The 17,379-nt window shown below is 66.0% G+C and carries 16 protein-coding genes; 2 read left to right on the top strand and 14 right to left on the bottom strand.

Going from position 1 to position 17,379, the window contains the following annotated elements:
• Window positions 1-43: 43 nt before the first annotated feature.
• Complete coding sequence (hisD, locus tag E3T46_RS09575) at window positions 44-1,354, bottom strand: histidinol dehydrogenase (protein ID WP_134578361.1); 1,311 nt, start codon at window positions 1,352-1,354, stop codon at window positions 44-46.
• A gap of 120 nt (window positions 1,355-1,474) precedes the next feature.
• Between hisD and E3T46_RS09570 the strand changes: the two genes are divergently transcribed.
• Window positions 1,475-2,044, top strand: coding sequence for a flavin reductase family protein (locus E3T46_RS09570; RefSeq protein WP_134443103.1), 570 nt, complete (start codon window positions 1,475-1,477; stop codon window positions 2,042-2,044).
• 80 nt (window positions 2,045-2,124) lie between these two features.
• On the opposite strand, the gene E3T46_RS09565 is transcribed toward E3T46_RS09570, so the two are convergent.
• The 10 genes from E3T46_RS09565 to E3T46_RS09520 all read right to left on the bottom strand — a co-directional run bounded on the left by E3T46_RS09565 (window position 2,125) and on the right by E3T46_RS09520 (window position 12,925).
• On the bottom strand, window positions 2,125-2,907 hold the full coding sequence (locus E3T46_RS09565) for a lysophospholipid acyltransferase family protein (protein ID WP_134578360.1): 783 nt from the start codon (window positions 2,905-2,907) through the stop codon (window positions 2,125-2,127).
• A gap of 53 nt (window positions 2,908-2,960) precedes the next feature.
• On the bottom strand, window positions 2,961-6,491 hold the full coding sequence (gene dnaE, locus E3T46_RS09560) for a DNA polymerase III subunit alpha (protein WP_134578359.1): 3,531 nt from the start codon (window positions 6,489-6,491) through the stop codon (window positions 2,961-2,963).
• A 79-nt stretch (window positions 6,492-6,570) separates the two neighbouring features.
• Window positions 6,571-7,503 carry an RluA family pseudouridine synthase gene (locus tag E3T46_RS09555; RefSeq protein WP_134578358.1) on the bottom strand — a complete coding sequence of 311 codons (933 nt, stop codon included), beginning with the start codon at window positions 7,501-7,503 and terminating at the stop codon, window positions 6,571-6,573.
• Window positions 7,500-8,135 (bottom strand): signal peptidase II, encoded by a 636-nt coding sequence (gene lspA / locus E3T46_RS09550; protein WP_134578357.1) that lies wholly within the window; start codon window positions 8,133-8,135, stop codon window positions 7,500-7,502. The genes E3T46_RS09555 and lspA overlap by 4 nt, the downstream gene beginning before the upstream one ends.
• Window positions 8,125-8,745, bottom strand: a complete 621-nt coding sequence (locus E3T46_RS09545) for a DivIVA domain-containing protein (protein WP_134578356.1) — start codon at window positions 8,743-8,745, stop codon at window positions 8,125-8,127. The genes lspA and E3T46_RS09545 overlap by 11 nt, the downstream gene beginning before the upstream one ends.
• Window positions 8,746-8,934: 189 nt before the next feature.
• Complete coding sequence (locus tag E3T46_RS09540) at window positions 8,935-9,228, bottom strand: YggT family protein (protein ID WP_241977903.1); 294 nt, start codon at window positions 9,226-9,228, stop codon at window positions 8,935-8,937.
• Window positions 9,229-9,236: 8 nt separating this feature from the next.
• On the bottom strand, window positions 9,237-9,770 hold the full coding sequence (gene sepF, locus E3T46_RS09535) for a cell division protein SepF (protein ID WP_134578355.1): 534 nt from the start codon (window positions 9,768-9,770) through the stop codon (window positions 9,237-9,239).
• Between the two features lie 32 nt (window positions 9,771-9,802).
• Window positions 9,803-10,501, bottom strand: coding sequence for a YggS family pyridoxal phosphate-dependent enzyme (locus E3T46_RS09530; protein WP_134578354.1), 699 nt, complete (start codon window positions 10,499-10,501; stop codon window positions 9,803-9,805).
• 80 nt (window positions 10,502-10,581) lie between these two features.
• Complete coding sequence (gene ftsZ, locus E3T46_RS09525) at window positions 10,582-11,784, bottom strand: cell division protein FtsZ (RefSeq protein WP_134443110.1); 1,203 nt, start codon at window positions 11,782-11,784, stop codon at window positions 10,582-10,584.
• A gap of 313 nt (window positions 11,785-12,097) precedes the next feature.
• Entirely contained in the window at window positions 12,098-12,925 is an 828-nt protein-coding gene (locus E3T46_RS09520) for an FtsQ-type POTRA domain-containing protein (RefSeq protein WP_134578353.1), read from the bottom strand.
• Window positions 12,926-13,049: 124 nt separating this feature from the next.
• On the opposite strand from E3T46_RS09520, the gene E3T46_RS09515 reads away from it, so the two are divergent.
• Window positions 13,050-13,325, top strand: coding sequence for a hypothetical protein (locus E3T46_RS09515; protein WP_134578352.1), 276 nt, complete (start codon window positions 13,050-13,052; stop codon window positions 13,323-13,325).
• A gap of 147 nt (window positions 13,326-13,472) precedes the next feature.
• Here the strand turns inward: E3T46_RS09515 and murC are convergent, their stop codons facing one another.
• The 3 genes from murC to ftsW form a co-directional block, all read right to left on the bottom strand.
• Window positions 13,473-14,894: a UDP-N-acetylmuramate--L-alanine ligase gene (murC, locus tag E3T46_RS09510; protein WP_134578351.1), complete on the bottom strand. Its 1,422-nt coding sequence runs from the start codon at window positions 14,892-14,894 to the stop codon at window positions 13,473-13,475.
• A 74-nt stretch (window positions 14,895-14,968) separates the two neighbouring features.
• Complete coding sequence (locus tag E3T46_RS09505; RefSeq protein WP_134578350.1) at window positions 14,969-16,042, bottom strand: UDP-N-acetylglucosamine--N-acetylmuramyl-(pentapeptide) pyrophosphoryl-undecaprenol N-acetylglucosamine transferase; 1,074 nt, start codon at window positions 16,040-16,042, stop codon at window positions 14,969-14,971.
• Window positions 16,039-17,379: a putative lipid II flippase FtsW gene (ftsW, locus tag E3T46_RS09500; protein ID WP_134578349.1), complete on the bottom strand. Its 1,341-nt coding sequence runs from the start codon at window positions 17,377-17,379 to the stop codon at window positions 16,039-16,041. Before ftsW ends, E3T46_RS09505 begins: the two co-directional genes overlap by 4 nt.

Raw genomic sequence — 17,379 nt, 5'->3', positions numbered from 1 at the left:
CTCCGCTGCTCCGCGAGAGCAGGCCGCTCTCGCGCGACGGGGCCTACTGGGGAGCGAACCGCGCGGTCACGGCGTCGCCATGCGCGGGGAGCGCCTCGGCGTTGGAGAGCGCCGCAATGTGACCGGCGACGCCCTGCAAGGCTTCGCGGCTGTAGCGAACGACCTGCTGCGGCCGGAGAAACGTGTAGGCGCCGAGTGCGGAGGAGAACCGAGCCTGTCCCCCGGTGGGCAGCACGTGGTTGGATCCGGCGACGTAGTCGCCGAGGCTGACCGGCGAATACGGGCCAAGAAAGATTGCTCCGGCGTTTTCAATCTCGGCCAGCACGGCATCGGGGTCGCCGGTCTGAATTTCGAGGTGTTCCGGCCCGAAGGCATTGCTGAACGCGGCCGCGATCTGCAGGTTGTCGACGAGCACGATCGCCGACTGGCGGCCGCCAAGCGCAGCCCGAACCCGTTCGCTGTGGGTAGTGGATGCTGTCAGCACGGCGAGGCGCGCCGCCACGGCCTCGGCGAGGTCAAACGAGTCGGTCACGAGCACCGCCGCGGCGAGCTCGTCGTGCTCGGCCTGGCTGACCAGGTCGGCGGCGACGAGCAGCGGGTCGGCGGCGGCATCCGCTATCACGAGAATATCGGTGGGGCCAGCTTCGGAATCGATCCCGGCCTGGCCGCGAATGAGGCGTTTGGCGGCGGCAACGTAGACGTTGCCCGGTCCGGTGACGATCTGCACCGGGTCGAGGCCGATGTCTTTGACGCCGTAGGCGAGGGCGCCGATCGCGCCGGCGCCGCCCATGGCGTAGATCTCATCGACGCCGAGGAGCGAGGCGACGGCGAGGATGGTCGGGTGTACGCGGCCGTCGAAGTGGCTTTGCGGCGGCGATGCGAGCGCGATCGAGCGCACGCCGGAGACCTGCGCCGGTACGACGTTCATCACGACGCTGGACGGATAGACCGCCTTGCCGCCGGGAACGTAGAGGCCGACCCGGTTCACCGGCTGCCAGCGTTGTGTGACGGTGGCGCCGGCCTCGATCGTGGTGGTCACGTGCGGGGGCACCTGGGCGGCGCTGGCCAGGCGAACCCGGCGGATGGTCTCGGTGATGGCGGTGCGCACGGCCGGGTCGAGCCCGGCGATGGCGTCGGCAATGTGGCTGGCCGGAACGCGCACCTGCTCGGGGCGCACCCGGTCGAGACGTTCAGCCTGGTCGAGCAGGGCAGCCTCGCCGCGCTCGCGCACGTCGGCAATGAGCTCGGCGGCGATATCGGCGGCGACGGCGACACTGGTCAGCGCGCGGGGTACGGACGCCAGGAGGTCGGCGGGGGTCGGCTCTGTGCCGCGAAGGTCAATAGTCTGGATCATCGTGTCCAGCCTATCCGTGAACGCTGCGCGCCGACCGGCGCAGCCGCTCGGACTGCCCAACACGCCGTGACACTCCGTGCCCGGGAATAGGCTGAAGGTGAAACAGATTGTTGGTTGAGTATGCAAAGCAACGTTGAACCCCAAGTCATTAGTGAAGCCGCTATTACTCTGCCCGCCGGCCCGCCGCTTGCAGCTGACCCGAATGCTCCCGATGACCTGGCCGCGTTCAAGCACGCGTTCCGCCGTCATGCCGCCGGGGTCGCCGCAGTCACGACGCTCGCGCCCGACGGTAGTCCGGTCGGATTCACCGCCACCTCCCTCGCCTCACTCTCGGCCGTTCCGCCGCTGGCGACCTTCAATATGGCCCGGTCGGCCAGCTCCTGGGCTGCGATTGCTGTGGCCGAGCGCGTGGTCATCCACATGCTCGGGGCCCAGAACCGGGCGATTGCCGAGAAACTGGCCGGCCCACATGCCGAACGCTTCGTCGGTGACCACTGGGAGCCGGGGCCCTATGGGCTTCCCGTGTTGACCGGGGTGACCAGCTGGATGATCGGTCGGATTGTCGAACGGGTATCGGTGCACAATAACGCCGTGGTGGTGGTGCAGATCGAGGGCGGCGGCATGGGCACCGACGATGAGGCCCTGCTCTACCACGAGCGCACCTACCGGGTACCGGGCGCCGCCGTCTAAAGCTGCCGTGGTTCCCTGTGGGTAGCGGCCGTGCCCGCCAGCGCGGGCACCCTTGGTCCGGGCCTGGTCGAGCCGCGCGGCTACTTCTGGGCGGCTAACTTTGCGGCGGCTTTGCGACGACGACGTTCAGCTTCGACAATGGCGGCCTCGTCCGGGGTTGGCGCGGTTCCGCCGAGGTGCGCGGGCTGCCACCACTGGCCAGAGCCCGGCACCGCATACTCCGACTGCACGGCATCGACCAGGGACTGCAGAGCAGCGTGGAGCCGAAGGGTGGCGACCGCTGCGTCATCGTCCTGGCCGGCAGCATCCGTTTGAAACGGCGTGCCGAAGCGGATGCTGACCGGAACGCCGACCCGTTGCCGCAGCGTCGAGCGGTGGTTCTTGGTCATCAGGCGATGACCACCCCACACGGCCACCGGGATGATCGGTACGTTCGCGGCCTGGGCCATGCGCACCGCGCCGGTCTTCAGCTGGCGCACGGTGAACGAGGCGTTGACGCCGCCCTCGGGAAACACGCCAAGCAGTTCGCCTTCGCGAAGAGCGGTCACGGCCTGCCCGTAAGCCTCGCCGCCGCTCTCCATATCGACGGAGATGTGCTTCATGCCACGCAGCAGCCGCCCGACCAGCGGCTGGTCGAAGGCGCCCTTCTTGGCCATGAAGCGGATGTGTCGGCGATTGTGCAGCCAGGTGACCCACTCGACCAGGGCGAAGTCCAGGTAGCCGAAGTGGGTGATCGCGAGCACGGCGCCGCCGGTGGCGGGCAGTTGCTCCAGCCCGGTCACGTTCTGGCGTACCCGGAGCACGCCGAACAGGGCGCGTCCGGCGCTGATAGCGGTCGAGTAGATCGGCTCTCGCTTGTGCATGTATCCAGCCTAAGCGGGCATCCTGTCAGTCATCTGCAGCCCAGTGAACCGGGTCAGGTCAGGCAGTTGGGCCCGAGGATGCTCTTCAGCTCGCCGAACAGGTCCGCGCTCACCTTCACCCGGTGCGGCAACTCGAACACCCGCGCCACATCACCCTTGACCAGTTTGAGGCGCACCTCGGCGTCGCCGGCGTGGCGCTGGAGAATCTCGCCGAGCGCGCTCACCGTGTCGGTCGTCGCCCGCGCCTCTCCCACCGTGATCGCGACCATGCTCTGGTCCGAACCTTGGCCGAGTTCGGGCTGGAACACGCTGAAGGCGTGCAGGTTCATGCCGTCGTCGCGCAGGCTCACCCGACCGCGCACCACGACGACCGAGTCGCTGATCAGCTCCGGCGCGAACTCCAGATAGGCCTTGCCCATGAACATCGCGGTGATCTCGCCGCCGAAGTCCTCGACCTGAATCATGCCGTACTGGTTGCCCGACTTCTTCGCGATGCGATGCTGCACGCTCGTAATCAGGCCAGCCACGGTCACCGTGTCGCCGTCCTCGGTCGACTCCGACGCGATCAGGTCGGCGATCGTGGTGCTGGCGTGCTTGGCGAGCGGTATCTCCAGCCCGGCGAGCGGATGGTCGGACACGTACAGTCCGAGCATGTCACGTTCGTAGGCGAGTTTCTCTTTCTTGCTCCACTCCGGCCGGTCTGGCACCTGTTCGGTGTCCTGCGGCTCGTCGAACAGGCTGTCAAAGTCAAACCCGATATTGCCGTTGCTCTCTTCACGCTTGATCTTGACGGCCGACTCGACGGCCGACTCGTGAATCTCGACCATGCCCCGACGGGTGGCGCCGAGCGAGTCGAACGCCCCGGCCTTGACCAGTGATTCAATCGTGCGCTTATTGGCCACCGGCAGCGGCACCTTGCGCAGAAAATCGTGGAACGATTCGAAGCGCCCCTTCTCCTCGCGGGCGCCGCGAATGGCCTCCACCACGTTGAAACCGACGTTACGCACAGCACCCAGACCAAAACGGATGTCCGTACCCACCGCCGCAAAGAATCCGATCGACTCGTTCACGTCGGGCGCTAGCACCTGAATGCCCATGCGGCGGCACTCGTTGAGGTACAGCGCGAGTTTGTCCCGGGAGTCTCCGACGCTCGTCAGCAGGGCCGCCATGTACTCGGCCGGGTAGACGGCCTTGAGGTAGGCGGTCCAATAGGAGAGCACGCCGTACGCGGCCGAGTGCGCCTTGTTGAAGGCGTAGTCGGAGAACGGCAGCAGAATATTCCAGACCGTGGTGACGGCATCCATCGAATAGCCGCGGTCCTGCATGCCCTTGGCGAAGCCCTCGAATTGCTTGTCCAGCTCGGACTTCTTCTTCTTACCCATGGCCCGGCGCAACAGGTCGGCTTCACCGAGCGTGAAGCCGGCGAGCACCTGCGCGATCGACATAACCTGCTCCTGGTACACGATCAGGCCATAGGTGGTGCCGATGACGTCCTTGAGGGGCTCTTCGAGCTCCTTGTGAATCGGGATGATCTCCTGTACGCCGGTTTTGCGCAGCGCGTAGTTGGTGTGCGAGTTGGCGCCCATGGGCCCCGGGCGGTACAGCGCGATGACGGCCGAGATGTCCTCGAAGTTGTCAGGTTTCATGAGCCGCAACAGGGCCCGCATCGGGCCGCCGTCGAGCTGGAACACACCGAGCGTGTCGCCGCGGGCGAGCAGTTCGTAGGCGGCGGGGTCTTCGAGGCCGAGGTCTTCGAGCACGGGCCGGTGGCCGCGGTTCACGGCGATATTGTCGAGGGTGTCGTCGATAATGGTGAGGTTGCGCAGCCCCAAAAAGTCCATCTTGATCAGTCCGAGGGCTTCGGAAGCCGGGTAATCGAACTGCGTGACGACCTGACCATCCGCTTCACGCTTCATGATCGGAATAATGTCGATCAGGGGGTCGCTCGACATGATCACGCCGGCCGCGTGCACACCCCACTGGCGTTTGAGGTTTTCCAGGCCGAGCGCGGTGTCGAAGACGGTGCGGGCCTCTGGATCGCTTTCGATCACGGCCCGAAAATCCGCCGCTTCGCGGTAGCGCGGGTGGTCCTTATCGAACATGCCAGTCAGCGGCACGTCCTTGCCCATAATGGCCGGCGGCATGGCCTTGGTGAGCTTGTCGCCCATTCCGAACGGAAAGCCGAGCACGCGCGAGGCGTCTTTCAGGGCCTGCTTGGCCTTGATCGTGCCGTAGGTGACGATCTGGGCGACGCGTTCCTCGCCGTACTTCTCGGTGACGTATTTGATGACCTCACCGCGGCGACGCTCGTCGAAGTCGACGTCGAAGTCGGGCATGGAGACGCGGTCGGGGTTGAGGAACCGTTCGAAGATGAGTCCGTGCACGAGCGGGTCGAGGTCGGTGATGCCCATCGCGTAGGCGACCATCGAGCCGGCGCCGGAGCCGCGACCGGGACCGACGCGGATGCCCTGCTGCTTGGACCACATGATGAAGTCGGCGACGACCAGAAAATAGCCGGGAAAGCCCATCTGCACGATGATGCCGATTTCGTAGTCCGCGCGCTTGCGCACGTCATCGGGGATGCCCTTCGGGTAGCGTTTGGCCAGCCCGATCTCGTTCTCCTTGATGAACCAGCTTTCCTCGTTCTCGCCCTCGGGGCAGGGAAAGCGGGGCATGTAGTTGGCTTTGGTGTTGAATTCCACCTCGCAGCGCTCGGCGATGAGTAACGTGTTGTCGCAGGATTCGGGGTGGTCCCGAAACATATGCCGCATCTGCGCCGCGGTCTTCAGGTAGAACTCGTTGGAGTCGAACTTGAACCGGTTCGGGTCGTCCAAAGTGGAGGCCGACTGTACGCAGAGCAGCGCTGCGTGGGCGGTCGCATCGTGCGCGTGGGTGTAGTGCAGGTCGTTGGTGGCCAGCAGCGGAAGGTCAAGTTCCTTGGCCAGCTTGAGCAGGTCGGTCATGGTGCGGCGTTCGATGTCGATGCCGTGGTCCATGATCTCGCAGAAGAAATTCTCTTTGCCGAAGATGTCCTGAAAGTCGCCGGCGGCCTTCTTGGCCTCCTCATACTGGCCGAGGCGCAGCCGGGTCTGAACCTCGCCACCGACGCAGCCGGTGGTGCCGATCAGTCCCTTGGAGAATTGGCTGAGCAGCTCGCGGTCCATGCGCGGTTTGAAGTAGTAGCCCTCGAGGCTCGCCTTCGACGAGAGTCGGAACAGGTTGTGCATGCCCTCGGTGTTTTCGGAGAGCAGCGTCATGTGGGTGTACGAACCGGCGCCACCGACGTCGTCCCGGTTTTGGCCGCTCGTGCCCCAGCGCACCCGGGTCTTGTCCCGGCGATCGGTGCCGGGCGTGATGTACGCCTCGGTGCCGATGATCGGCTTAATGCCGGCATCGGTCGCACTCTTCCAGAAGTCGAATGCACCGAACACGTTGCCGTGGTCGGTGATCGCGACCGCCGGCATCCCCTCGTCGACGGCAGCCTTGATCAGGGGTTTCACCCGGGCCGCTCCGTCGAGCATGGAATATTCACTGTGCACGTGCAGATGCACGAACGAGTCGGTCGCGCTGGCCGGGTTACTCACGATTGCTCCGAGCAGTTGATGGAACGGTGTTCGATGGGGTCGATCGCCTGGCTTGATTCTGGGCTAGCGGAGGCTGCGACTAATCTCCGCGCAGCACGCCGAGGGCGTGCGAGAGGTCGGCCGGGTAGTCGGCATTGTAGGTGACCCATTCGTGACTGTCCGGGTGGGTGAAAGCCAGCTGCTTGGCGTGCAGCCATTGCCGTTTCAGGCCGAGCCGGGCGGTGATCGACGGATCGGCGCCGTACATGGCGTCGCCGACACACGGATGCCGCTGGGCCGTCATGTGCACCCGAATCTGGTGAGTGCGCCCCGTCTCCAGGTGTACCTCGAGCAGGGAACCGTAGGGAAAAGCTTCGAGGGTCTCGTAGTGGGTGATCGACGGCTTGCCATCGGCCATGACCGCGAACTTCCAGTCCGACCGCGGGTGGCGACCGATCGGGGCGTCGATCGTTCCGGTCAGCGGGTCGGGATGCCCCTGCACGACGGTGTGGTAGATCTTCTGCACCTCGCGGTCGTGGAAGGCCTTCTTGAGCGCCGTGTAGGCCGTCTCCGACTTGGCCACGACCATGAGTCCGCTGGTGCCGACGTCGAGGCGGTGCACGATGCCGGCGCGTTCGGCCGCGCCGGAGGTCGCGATGCGGAATCCAGCCGCCGCGAGGGCGCCCGGAACGGTCGGCCCGGTCCAGCCGACGCTCGCGTGCGCGGCGACCCCGGCAGGCTTATTGATGACGACGATGCTCTCGTCGTCGTGCACGATCGTCAGGTCGGGTACGGCGATGGGGATGATGCGCAGCGGCTGCTTGGGCTGCCAGGTGACTTCGATCCAGGCTCCGGCTCGCAGCCGGTCGGACTTGCCGACAACGGTGCCGTCGAGCAGGACGCCGCCGGCTTCGGAGACCTCGGCGGCGAAGCTGCGGGAGAATCCGAACAGCTTGGCCAGACCGGCGTCAACGCGCACGCCCTCCAGCCCGTCGGGCAGGGGCAGGGAACGACTTTCCGAGCTACCGGTCATGGCCGCGGCTCGGTGGTCGGTGTTTCGGCCGGTGCAGCTGCGGTTGGTGCGGTGGTGGGTGTTTCTGGAGTCACAGCATCCGTTTGTTTCAAGGTTGACGCAGTCTTCTTGCTTTCGGCCACGACCTTGTTGCCATCGACGCCGATGCCGCGGATGGTCAGGATCATGAAGATGGCCATGCTGGTCACGATGGCCATGTCGGCCACGTTGTAGATCGCCGGCAGCATCCAGGGCGTTGAGATGAAGTCGATGACGTGGCCGAGTCCGAAACCGGGCTCGCGCAGCAGGCGATCGGTCAGGTTGCCGAGCACACCGCCCAGCAGCAGGCCGAAGACGAGTCCCCAGGCGAGCGAGCGGATGCGCCGGGCGAACCAGATAATGAACACCACGACGGCCGCGGCGATGATCGAAAAGATCCAGGTGGATCCGCTCGCGAGGGAGAACGCGGCACCCGGGTTCCGAACGAAGTGCAGTTGCAGCACATCGTTCAGAACCCGGATGACGGAGCCCTCCGTCATCGACGCGACGACGAGATACTTACTGATTTGATCGAGCGCGTAAACGCCGAGCGCGACGAGGGCTAGAACGATAAGCGCTCGCGAACGCTTCTTCGTTCGGGCCCTAGGCTCCAAAGCCCTGGAAGCTGGGCTTCGAGCTCGAGTCGGACGACGGCGAGTCGACCGAGCTCGCGTCGAGGTCGTTCAACTGACCCTCGATGTAGCTCTTGAGCTTGAGGCGGTACTCGCGCTCGAACGTGCGCAGGCCATCGATCTTGCCCTCGAGCGCCGTGCGCTCCAGGTCGAGCTTCTGCAGCTGAACGCGCTGCTGGGTCTCGGCTTCGGCGATGACGCGAGCGGCGGTGGCGTGACCTTCAGCGATCAGGGCATCGCGCTTCTCGGCGCCTTCCTTGACGTGTTCCTCGTGCAGGCGGCGAGCCAGCTGCAGCAGGTTGGTCGTGCCGGCGGTCTCGTCGATCGGCGTCGGTACGATCGGCGCAGCCGCGGCCACGGGGGCAGCGACGGCAACCGGTTCGGCGACCACTGCGGCAACCGGAGCGGACTCGGCTGCGGGGGCAGCTTCGGAGCCGGCCCCGCCGCGCAGTTCTTCGTTTTCCTTGGTCAGGCGACGCAGTTCGACGACGACCTCATCGAGGAAGTCATCGACCTCATCCTGGTCGTATCCCTCGCGGAACTTGGTCGACTGGAACCTTTTATTGACTACATCTTCCGGAGTTAGCGCCATGGCTTTTCACCCTCAAAACTATATTTGTTGCGAACATTTGACTTACTCGAGCAATTGATTGCTTCGAGCATATGAATGACTTGAGCAGTTGAATGACTGGGTCCTAGGAACGACCCGAGCTGCCGACGAGCGAGTATGGACTCACGGCGAACCATCATCGGACAAGGATACATGCCCCGGTGGGGCTATTTACAGTAAGCCCGACAGAGACATGCCCACGATGCAGCACAGCATCGTCAGTGTGAAACCGAAATCCAACGCGATGGGACCGATCCGAAGCGGCGGTACCAGTTTTCGAAAGAACTGCACCGGCGGATCGGTCAGCGTGTAGACGAGCTCCACCAGCACGAGCAAGAAGCCCTGCGGCCGCCACGAACGATTCACGCCGCGCACGAGGTCGATGATGAATCGACCCCACAGCACGAGGAAGTACATAAAGAACAGGAAGTAGAAGAGATTCCCGAGAATCGGTATACCAGTCACAGTTCAGTTTAGCCTTGCGCGAAGAAGGAGCTGTCCTCAGCGCCCTCTTCGGTCGTGCTGTCGCCGGAGACGACGACGTGGGACGGCGACAGCAGGAAGACCTTGGCGGTGACCCGCTCGATCTTGCCGTACAGTCCCTGAGACAGGCCGCTGGCGAAGTCAATGAGGCGGCGAGCGTCGCCGTCGCTCATCTGCGACAGGTTGATAATGACCGGGATGCCGTCACGGAAGGATTCGGCGATGACCTGGGCGTCCTTGTAAGCGCGCGGGTGAACGGTGAGAATTTCATTCATTTCGGACGCAACCACATTCTGGGGGGTCGAAGTCTTGCGCAGGGGGGTGACCGGTGCACGACCGGCGGTGTTCTGGGCTGCGCTGGAGTGCGCGGCGGTACCGTGGGGCGTGTTGTCGTGCCCACGGGCCGGCACCGCGCTCACGTGGTTCGTGTTGGCAGCACCTTGGGCGCCGGCGGGCGCCTGGTACTCCAGCTCTTCGTCTGCCAGACCCAGGTAGACCATGGTTTTCTTGAGCGGGTTGGACATGTCGACCTCCGTGTTGGTTTGCTTCTTCGAGATTAACTGAACGCCGGACGATTACCGGTGATTGCGGTGCCAATTCTTAGGTGTGTCGCCCCTTCGAGCACGGCAGCGGCGTAGTCCTGGCTCATACCCATCGACAGCGCCGTCGCCGCGGGGGCCTGGCTGCGAATCTGCTCACTGAGCTCGCGCACGCGCGCAAACGCGCGGCGTGGTTCCTCCGCCAGCGGCGCAACGGCCATGAGCCCCAGCAGGTGCACGCCGGGCGCGGCGAGAACGGTGTCGACCAGGGCCGGCAGGTTCGCGGGATCCACGCCGCCGCGAGCCGCATCATCCGTTAAATTGACCTGAATGAAGCAGTCGATGGTCGATTCCCCCGAGGCGAGTGCGGCCACGAGCGAGTCCCGATCAACCGAGTGGATGACGTCGGCGTAGGCGCGCACCTGGCGCGCCTTCTTGCCCTGCACCTGTCCGACAAAATGCCAGGTCAGGTCGAGCTCGGCGAGCTCAGCGGCCTTGGACTGCGCCTCCTGGTGTCGATTCTCCCCCACGTGGCGCACCCCGAGGGCGTACAACGCTTCGATCAGCGACACCGGATGAAACTTGGTGACGACGATCATCGTGACCTCGGCCGCATCGCGACCGGCCTCACGGGCGGCGTCGGTCACACCAGCGCGCACGGTTTCGAGACGGGTGGCCAGATCGACCGGTGCCGCGCCTGGAGATACCATGCTCATGATGTTCGCTTCGTTTCGTTTCAGGCGATTAAGGCACGATACCCGGGGCCGACTCAGTCGGCCCCGGGAGGGATCTCGTCCTACTTGAGGAAGTCGGGGATGTCCAGGTCGTCGGCCTCTTCTTCGAAGGCCGGGTCAGCCACGGTCACGCCGTTCGCGGAGTCGGAACCACCCCAGACTGAGGCCGCAAGCTCGCCATCGCTGTAGCTGCCCGAGTCGGTGGCCGGCGCGCCGGCTGCTCCAGCGGAGGCCGCTCCGGCTGCCGTACCGGCACCGGCCGCGATGCCGGCAGCGACGAGGTCGGCACGCCGCACCTCGACCGCCTTGGCGCCGGGCTCGCCGCCATCAAAGCCGGCGGCGATAACAGTGACGCGTACCTCGTCGCCGAGGGTGTCATCGATGACGGCACCGAAGATGATGTTCGCTTCGGGGTGCACTGCTTCCTGCACGAGGCGGGCCGCATCATTGATCTCGAAGATTCCAAGGTTGGAGCCACCCTGGATCGACAGCAGCACGCCGTGCGCGCCATCGATCGAGGCTTCAAGCAACGGCGAGGCCACGGCCAGTTCGGCAGCCTTGATGGCACGGTCGGCGCCGCGAGCGGAGCCGATACCCATGAGTGCGGATCCTGCGCCCTGCATGACCGACTTGACGTCGGCGAAGTCGAGGTTGATCAGGCCGGGGGTGGTGATCAGGTCGGTGATGCCCTGCACGCCGGCGAGGAGCACCTGGTCGGCGGTCGCGAAGGCCTCGAGCATGCTGATGCCGCGGTCGCTGATCTCGAGCAGGCGATCGTTGGGCACGACGATGAGGGTGTCGACCTCGTTCTTGAGCGAGGCAACGCCGGTCTCGGCCTGAGCCTGACGACGCTTGCCCTCGAAGCCGAACGGCTTGGTGACGACACCGATGGTGAGGGCACCGATCGACTTGGCGATGCGGGCGACGACGGGGGCGCCACCGGTTCCGGTGCCACCACCCTCACCGGCGGTGACGAAGACCATGTCGGCCCCGGCGAGGGCCTCCTCGATCTCTTCCGCGTGATCCTCCGCGGCGCGGCGACCCACCTCGGGGTCCGCACCGGCACCGAGGCCGCGGGTGAGGTCACGACCGACGTCGAGCTTGACGTCGGCGTCGCTCATGAGCAGAGCCTGGGCATCCGTATTGATGGCGATGAACTCGACACCGCGGAGGCCCAGTTCGATCATGCGGTTGACGGCGTTGACGCCACCACCGCCGATGCCGACAACCTTGATGACGGCTAGATAATTTTGATTGTTTGACACGTCCGGCCTCCGGGTGGAACCCTAAACCTCTAGTCGAGGTTTAAAGTTATGCTGAGTATGCAATTCCTGATTACGAAAGTATGCGGGCGAGGCGCGCGAATGGGGAGGCACGCCCGCGTGTCGCGAAGTACACGCAGAATCCGTTGCCGCGACCCTCCGCACGGCTCCTTGCGAGCCGCTTGGCCGTCTATTTTGCGCCTCATGCGCCAACGCTGCTCGCGACCCCGCCCGCGCCCAAAGCGGATGGTCGCTGCTGCGGTTCGTTAGTTACCGTGACTGCTTCCCAAATCGGTCGCGGTGGGCTCACGGCGAACTAGCGCAGCACGGCGCTGTCGGGCGAGGAGACGTCGTACTCGTTGACCGTGCCGGCCGGGTGGCCGACCAGCAGAGCGGCGAGCACGACGGCCTTGTACTCCGACTTCTCCGCGCTGCCCCAGACCACCCGTTCGCCGCCGAGCAGGCTGAGCGTGACGTCATCCGTGGTGACGGCGGTGACGGAATCCAATTGCGTGCGGATACTTTCGGGCAACACGGCGAGCACGGCGGCAGCGGCGGTGAATCCGGCGCTGTCGACGCCATCCGGAGCTTCGATGAGCGGGTAGCCGACGGCGCGCTCCGGCGTTGTTTCCACAACGACGCCGGCGGCATCGACGAGGTCGAAGCCGGTCGCACCAGCGAGGACGCCCACCGGAACCCGTTCGATGACCCGCACCACGAGCGTGCCCGGCGGGCGACTCTCGGTGACATAACTTTGAATGAGCTTGAACTGGGAGAGTTCGGTCTTGACCTCGTCCGCGTCGAGGAGCGGCAACGGGGTGCCGAGCTGGTCGGCGAGGGCGGCCGCGACGTCGCCAGCGGGAATGCGACTGGTGCCGACGACCTCGATCGTGCGCAGCGCCATGAGCGGCGAGTAGGCGGCGCCGATGATGAGACCAAAGGCGAGAGCGACGCTGCCGCCCCCGACGATCCAGGCGATACGACGGCGCCGGGTACGCCCGGTGAACCGACGCACCTCCGCGCGTTCGAAGCGTTTGCGGGCGCGCTGAGCTGCCCGCAAGACCGACCGTGCTGCGCGGACCCCGGCGGTTCCGCCGCTCGGCAGTCCGGCGGGCGCGGCCGTCGTCGACGTCCGCCGGGTCACGGGCGTCGCCGGGATTGCTGCGCCCGTCGTTGACCGGGGGGTCGTGAGTGCGGCCAGGTCTGCCGCGGTGACAGGCGCGCTCAGATCTGCTGAAACCGGTGAACCGGATGCTCCGGCCCCCGGGATGACTATCGGCTCCGTCGTCGTGTCGGAGCCATCGAACGACCTTGCGGACGGTGTCGACGAGTTCTGGGGCAACGGCTTCGAGGACGGCTTTACGAACGGTGTCGACGACACCGTCGAGGGGTCATGCGACCCGCTCGTCCCGCCGGTGCCTCCCCGGGGGAACGCCTTCGGGGTCGTTACCGAACCCGCGGCGGCGCCGGTCGGGCCGTCGGATTTCTGGTTCGGCTCCGCCTGCGGCCGGGCACGCGAGCGCTTCGCCGCTGGAGTCGCCTGAGCCGACGACTTAGAGCGAGCCGGTTTCGCCGCTGGAGTGGGCTGAGCGGTCGACGGAGCGTCCGACTGAACCCGAGTCGGTTTCGCCGCTGGGGTCGGGGTCGCCTTGGCCGGGCGCTCGAAGCCGGCCGGCCGCCTCACCGCCACCTCATCCGCGTGCCTGTTCGAGTGCAGCGAGCAGCTGGGGAACGATGCGGTTCACGTCACCACAGCCAAGGGTGACCACGAAGTCGCCCTCGCGGGCGATGCTGGCGAGGTAATCAGCGGCATCCTGCCAGTCCGGCACGTAGGCGACGTGCGACGGTTCGCGGAACCGCTCGGACACGAGCGCTCCGGTCACGCCGGGCTCCGGGTCTTCGCGGGCGCCGTACACCGCGAGCACGATGGTCTGATCGGCAAAGTTCTCGAGCACGTCGGCGAATTCCTGGGCGAACAGGCGGGTGCGACTGTACAGGTGTGGTTGGTGCACCGCGATGATGCGGCCCTCCCCCACGACTGTGCGCGCGGCCGCGAGGGCTGCGGCGACCTCGGTCGGGTGGTGGGCGTAATCATCGTAGACGCTGACGCCGCCGACGGTGCCGTGCAGTTCGAACCGGCGTTGAGTGCCACCGAAGCCGGCGATCGCGTCGAGGCTCGCCGCAGGTTCGAAGCCGAGCCCGACCAGCACGGCGAAGGCGCCGGCCGCGTTGATGGCGTTGTGCTTGCCGGGAATGCGCAGGGTGGCGCTGTAATCCTGACCCTGCCAGGCGACGCTGAAGCTCACCGGAACGGTCGTGGTGATGGAGTGGACGCGAACGGTGGACTCGGGGTGCTCGCCGAACGTGATCACGCGCGCGGCGACATCCGCTTCGGTCCGGCCGGCGGTGATCGTTGCGGTGACCCGCACGGCGCCGACATCGTCGGAGGAGATGACGACGAGCTCGCTGGCCTTGGTGCTGAACTGGACGAACGCGGCCTCGAACGCTTCGAGCGAGCCGTAGTGGTCGAGGTGGTCGGGGTCGACGTTTGTGATCAGGGCTACCGCCGTGTGGTACAGCAGGAAGGAGCCGTCGGATTCGTCGGCTTCGACCACGAACAGGTCGTCGGCTCCGCTGGCGGAACTCGTCCCGAGGGATTCGATCACGCCGCCGTTGACGAAGCTCGGGTCCTGGCCGAGGCCGAGCAGCCCGGTGACGATCATTCCGGTTGAGGTGGTCTTGCCGTGGGCGCCCGCGACGGAAACGAGGCGGTGCTCGCGAATGAGCCAGGCGAGGGCCTGCGCGCGGTGCAGCACCGGCAGGCCGCGCTCATTGGCGAGCACGTACTCCGGGTTGTCCTGCCAGAGCGCGCCGGTGACGACGAGGGTGTCGGCCTCGCCGACATTGGCCGCATCGTGACCGATGAACACGCTCGCACCGAGTTCCCGCAGCGCCTGCACGTTGGGCGAATCCTTGGCGTCGGAACCGGTGACCGTATAGCCCTGGTTCAGGAACAGGCGGGCGATTCCGCTCATTCCGGAGCCTCCGATGCCCACGAAGTGCACACGTCCGAGGTCCTCGGGAATGGTCAGGGTGAGGTCTGGTTTGATCACGGTGGTGCGCTCTTCTCGATCGAAGCAAATAAAACAGTTCGTGCGGGCACTAGGTTACGCGCGCCGACCGACACTCAGGTCGTGAGCGCCCCGTGCACCAGGTCGAGCATGCGGGCCGTGCCGTCCAGCACACCGACGGATGCCGCCCCCCGCCCCATCTTCGCCAGCTGCGGCCCGTCACCCAACAGGGTCACCAGCTCGCTGCGAACCCAGGCCGGCACGAAGTCCGCGTCATCGATCAGCACACCGCCGCCGACGGCCAGCACCGGCGCGGCATTAAAGCGCTGCTCGCCGTTGCCGACCGGATACGGCACGTATACGGCCGGAATGCCGAGCGCGCAGAGTTCGCTGACCGTCGCCGCTCCCGCCCGGGTCACGGCGAAATCGGCTACGGCGAGGGCCAGGTCCATGCGATCGCAGTAGGCGACCAGGTGGTAGTCCGGCACGCCGGGGTCGACGATCTCGGAATTGGACCCGGTGATGTGCAGCACCTGCCAGCCGGCGGCCACGAGCGCGGGCGCCGAGGCCAGAATGGTCGCGTTGAGCTTGCGCGCGCCGAGCGATCCCCCGGTGACCAGCAGCACGGGACGATCGGCCTCGAGCGAGAAGAACGCGAGGGCCTCGGCGCGAACGGCCGACCGGTCGAGCTGTTCGATTTCGGGCCGGAGCGGCATTCCGACGAAGCGGGCGTGCCGAATCGGGGTGCCGGCGAAAGCGACACCGACGTACTCGGTCAGGCGGGCGCCGAGTTTGTTGGCCAGGCCCGGCTTGGCGTTGGCCTCGTGGATGACAATCGGCACCCCCGCACGCCGGGCCGCGAGGTAGGCCGGCGTGGAGACATACCCGCCGAAGCCCACGACCACGTCGACCTTGCGAGAGCGAATGACCGCGGCCACTCCGCGCACGGCCGCGCTGAAGCGAGGCAGAAAGGCCAGGGCCGCCCGGTTCGGCCGGCGCGGAAACGGCACCCGGGGAACGACGATGAGTTCGTAGCCGCGGGCCGGAACCAGGCGCGCCTCGAGACCTTCGGCGGTGCCGAGAACCAACACCGTGGCATCCGCTTCGCTGGCGCGGATGCGGTCGGCGACGGCGAGCAGGGGGTTGACGTGGCCGGCGGTGCCGCCGCCCGCCAGAAGGTAGGTAGTCATGCTCGGTCAGCCTCAATAAGATCGGTGTCGTGAAAGGCGCTCTCGGCGTCGCTCGAGCGGTCGCCGCGGGCGAAGGAGAGCACGATGCCGATCGCGACGAGGGTGGTGAGCAGGGCGGTACCACCGGCCGAGATGAGCGGCAGCGGTACACCCAACACGGGGAACACCCCGAGCACTACGCCAATGTTGACGAAGGCCTGTCCGATGATCCAAACCATGGCGGCGGCGGTGGAGACCTTGGCCTGCACGGTCGTGGCCGCGCGCATAATGCGCAAAAAGGCGAAGGCCAGCAGAATGAACATGCCGAGAACGACGATGCAGCCGATCAGGCCGAGTTCTTCGCCGATGATGGCGAAGATGTAGTCGTTGTCAGCGGCCGGCAACCAGGACCATTTGGCCTTGGAGTTTCCGAGGCCGACGCCGAAGATTCCTCCGTTGGCCAGGGCCCAGGTGCCGTGCAGCGGCTGCCAGCAACTTGAGGAGATCTCCCCGACCAGTTCCGTGCAGCCCTCGTTGAGAAAGCTCGTGATGCGAGTCAGCCGGTTGGGGCTCGCAATCGCCAGCACAACCGCTGCGCCAACGCCGACCAGCAGCGGTACGGCGAGCAGGCGCAGTTTGACGCCGGCGAAGAACAGGGCACCGAACAAAATGCCGGCCATGATCATCGTGGTTCCGAGGTCACCGCCGAGCATGACGAGAAATGCTGCGCCGCCGCCGACACCGAAGACTGGAATGAACACGTGCTTCCAGTCGTGCAGCTGGTGCTGCTTCTTGGAGAGGATCACGCCGAGCCAGATGACCAGGGCAACCTTGATGCCCTCGGACGGCTGAAACTGAATGCCGAAGATGTTCAGCCAGTTGGTGTTGCCGCCGGTGCCGACGCCAAGGCCGGTGGCCACGACCAGAAACTGAAAGAAGCAGGTGATCAGCATCGCCGGCCAGGCCACGCGACGCCAAAAAGCGAGCGGCAGCCGGCTCACGACGAGCATGAGCGGAATGCCGATCAGAGCGAACATACCCTGGCGCAGGATCCCGCCGAAGAAGCCCATATCGGCCAGAAAGGAATCGACCGACGACGACGACAGCACCATGATGAGACCGAAAACCACCAGGAACAGGGTGGTGCCGAGCAGCAGAAAGTAGTTGCCGCCCTCGGCCTTGAACACCCGACCGAGATTGATTCGGACCTGTGCACCGCCCGCCACCGCCTGTTCGGGAATCCGCGCCGGGCGCCCGGGGCGCGCCCCCGGATTGGGGCGTTTTCCGGGTGTGGCGCCCGTGCTGCCCTGGTTCTGCCCGGCCGGGCGAGAGGCGGGGTTGCGAGGCACCTGTACCAT

This window comes from Cryobacterium sp. Hh11 (assembly GCF_004404045.1).
In the GTDB taxonomy this organism is placed as follows: Bacteria; Actinomycetota; Actinomycetes; order Actinomycetales; family Microbacteriaceae; genus Cryobacterium; species Cryobacterium levicorallinum.
Note: the sequence above shows the minus strand (reverse complement) of the source record. Positions and strands in the feature narration are given on the sequence as shown.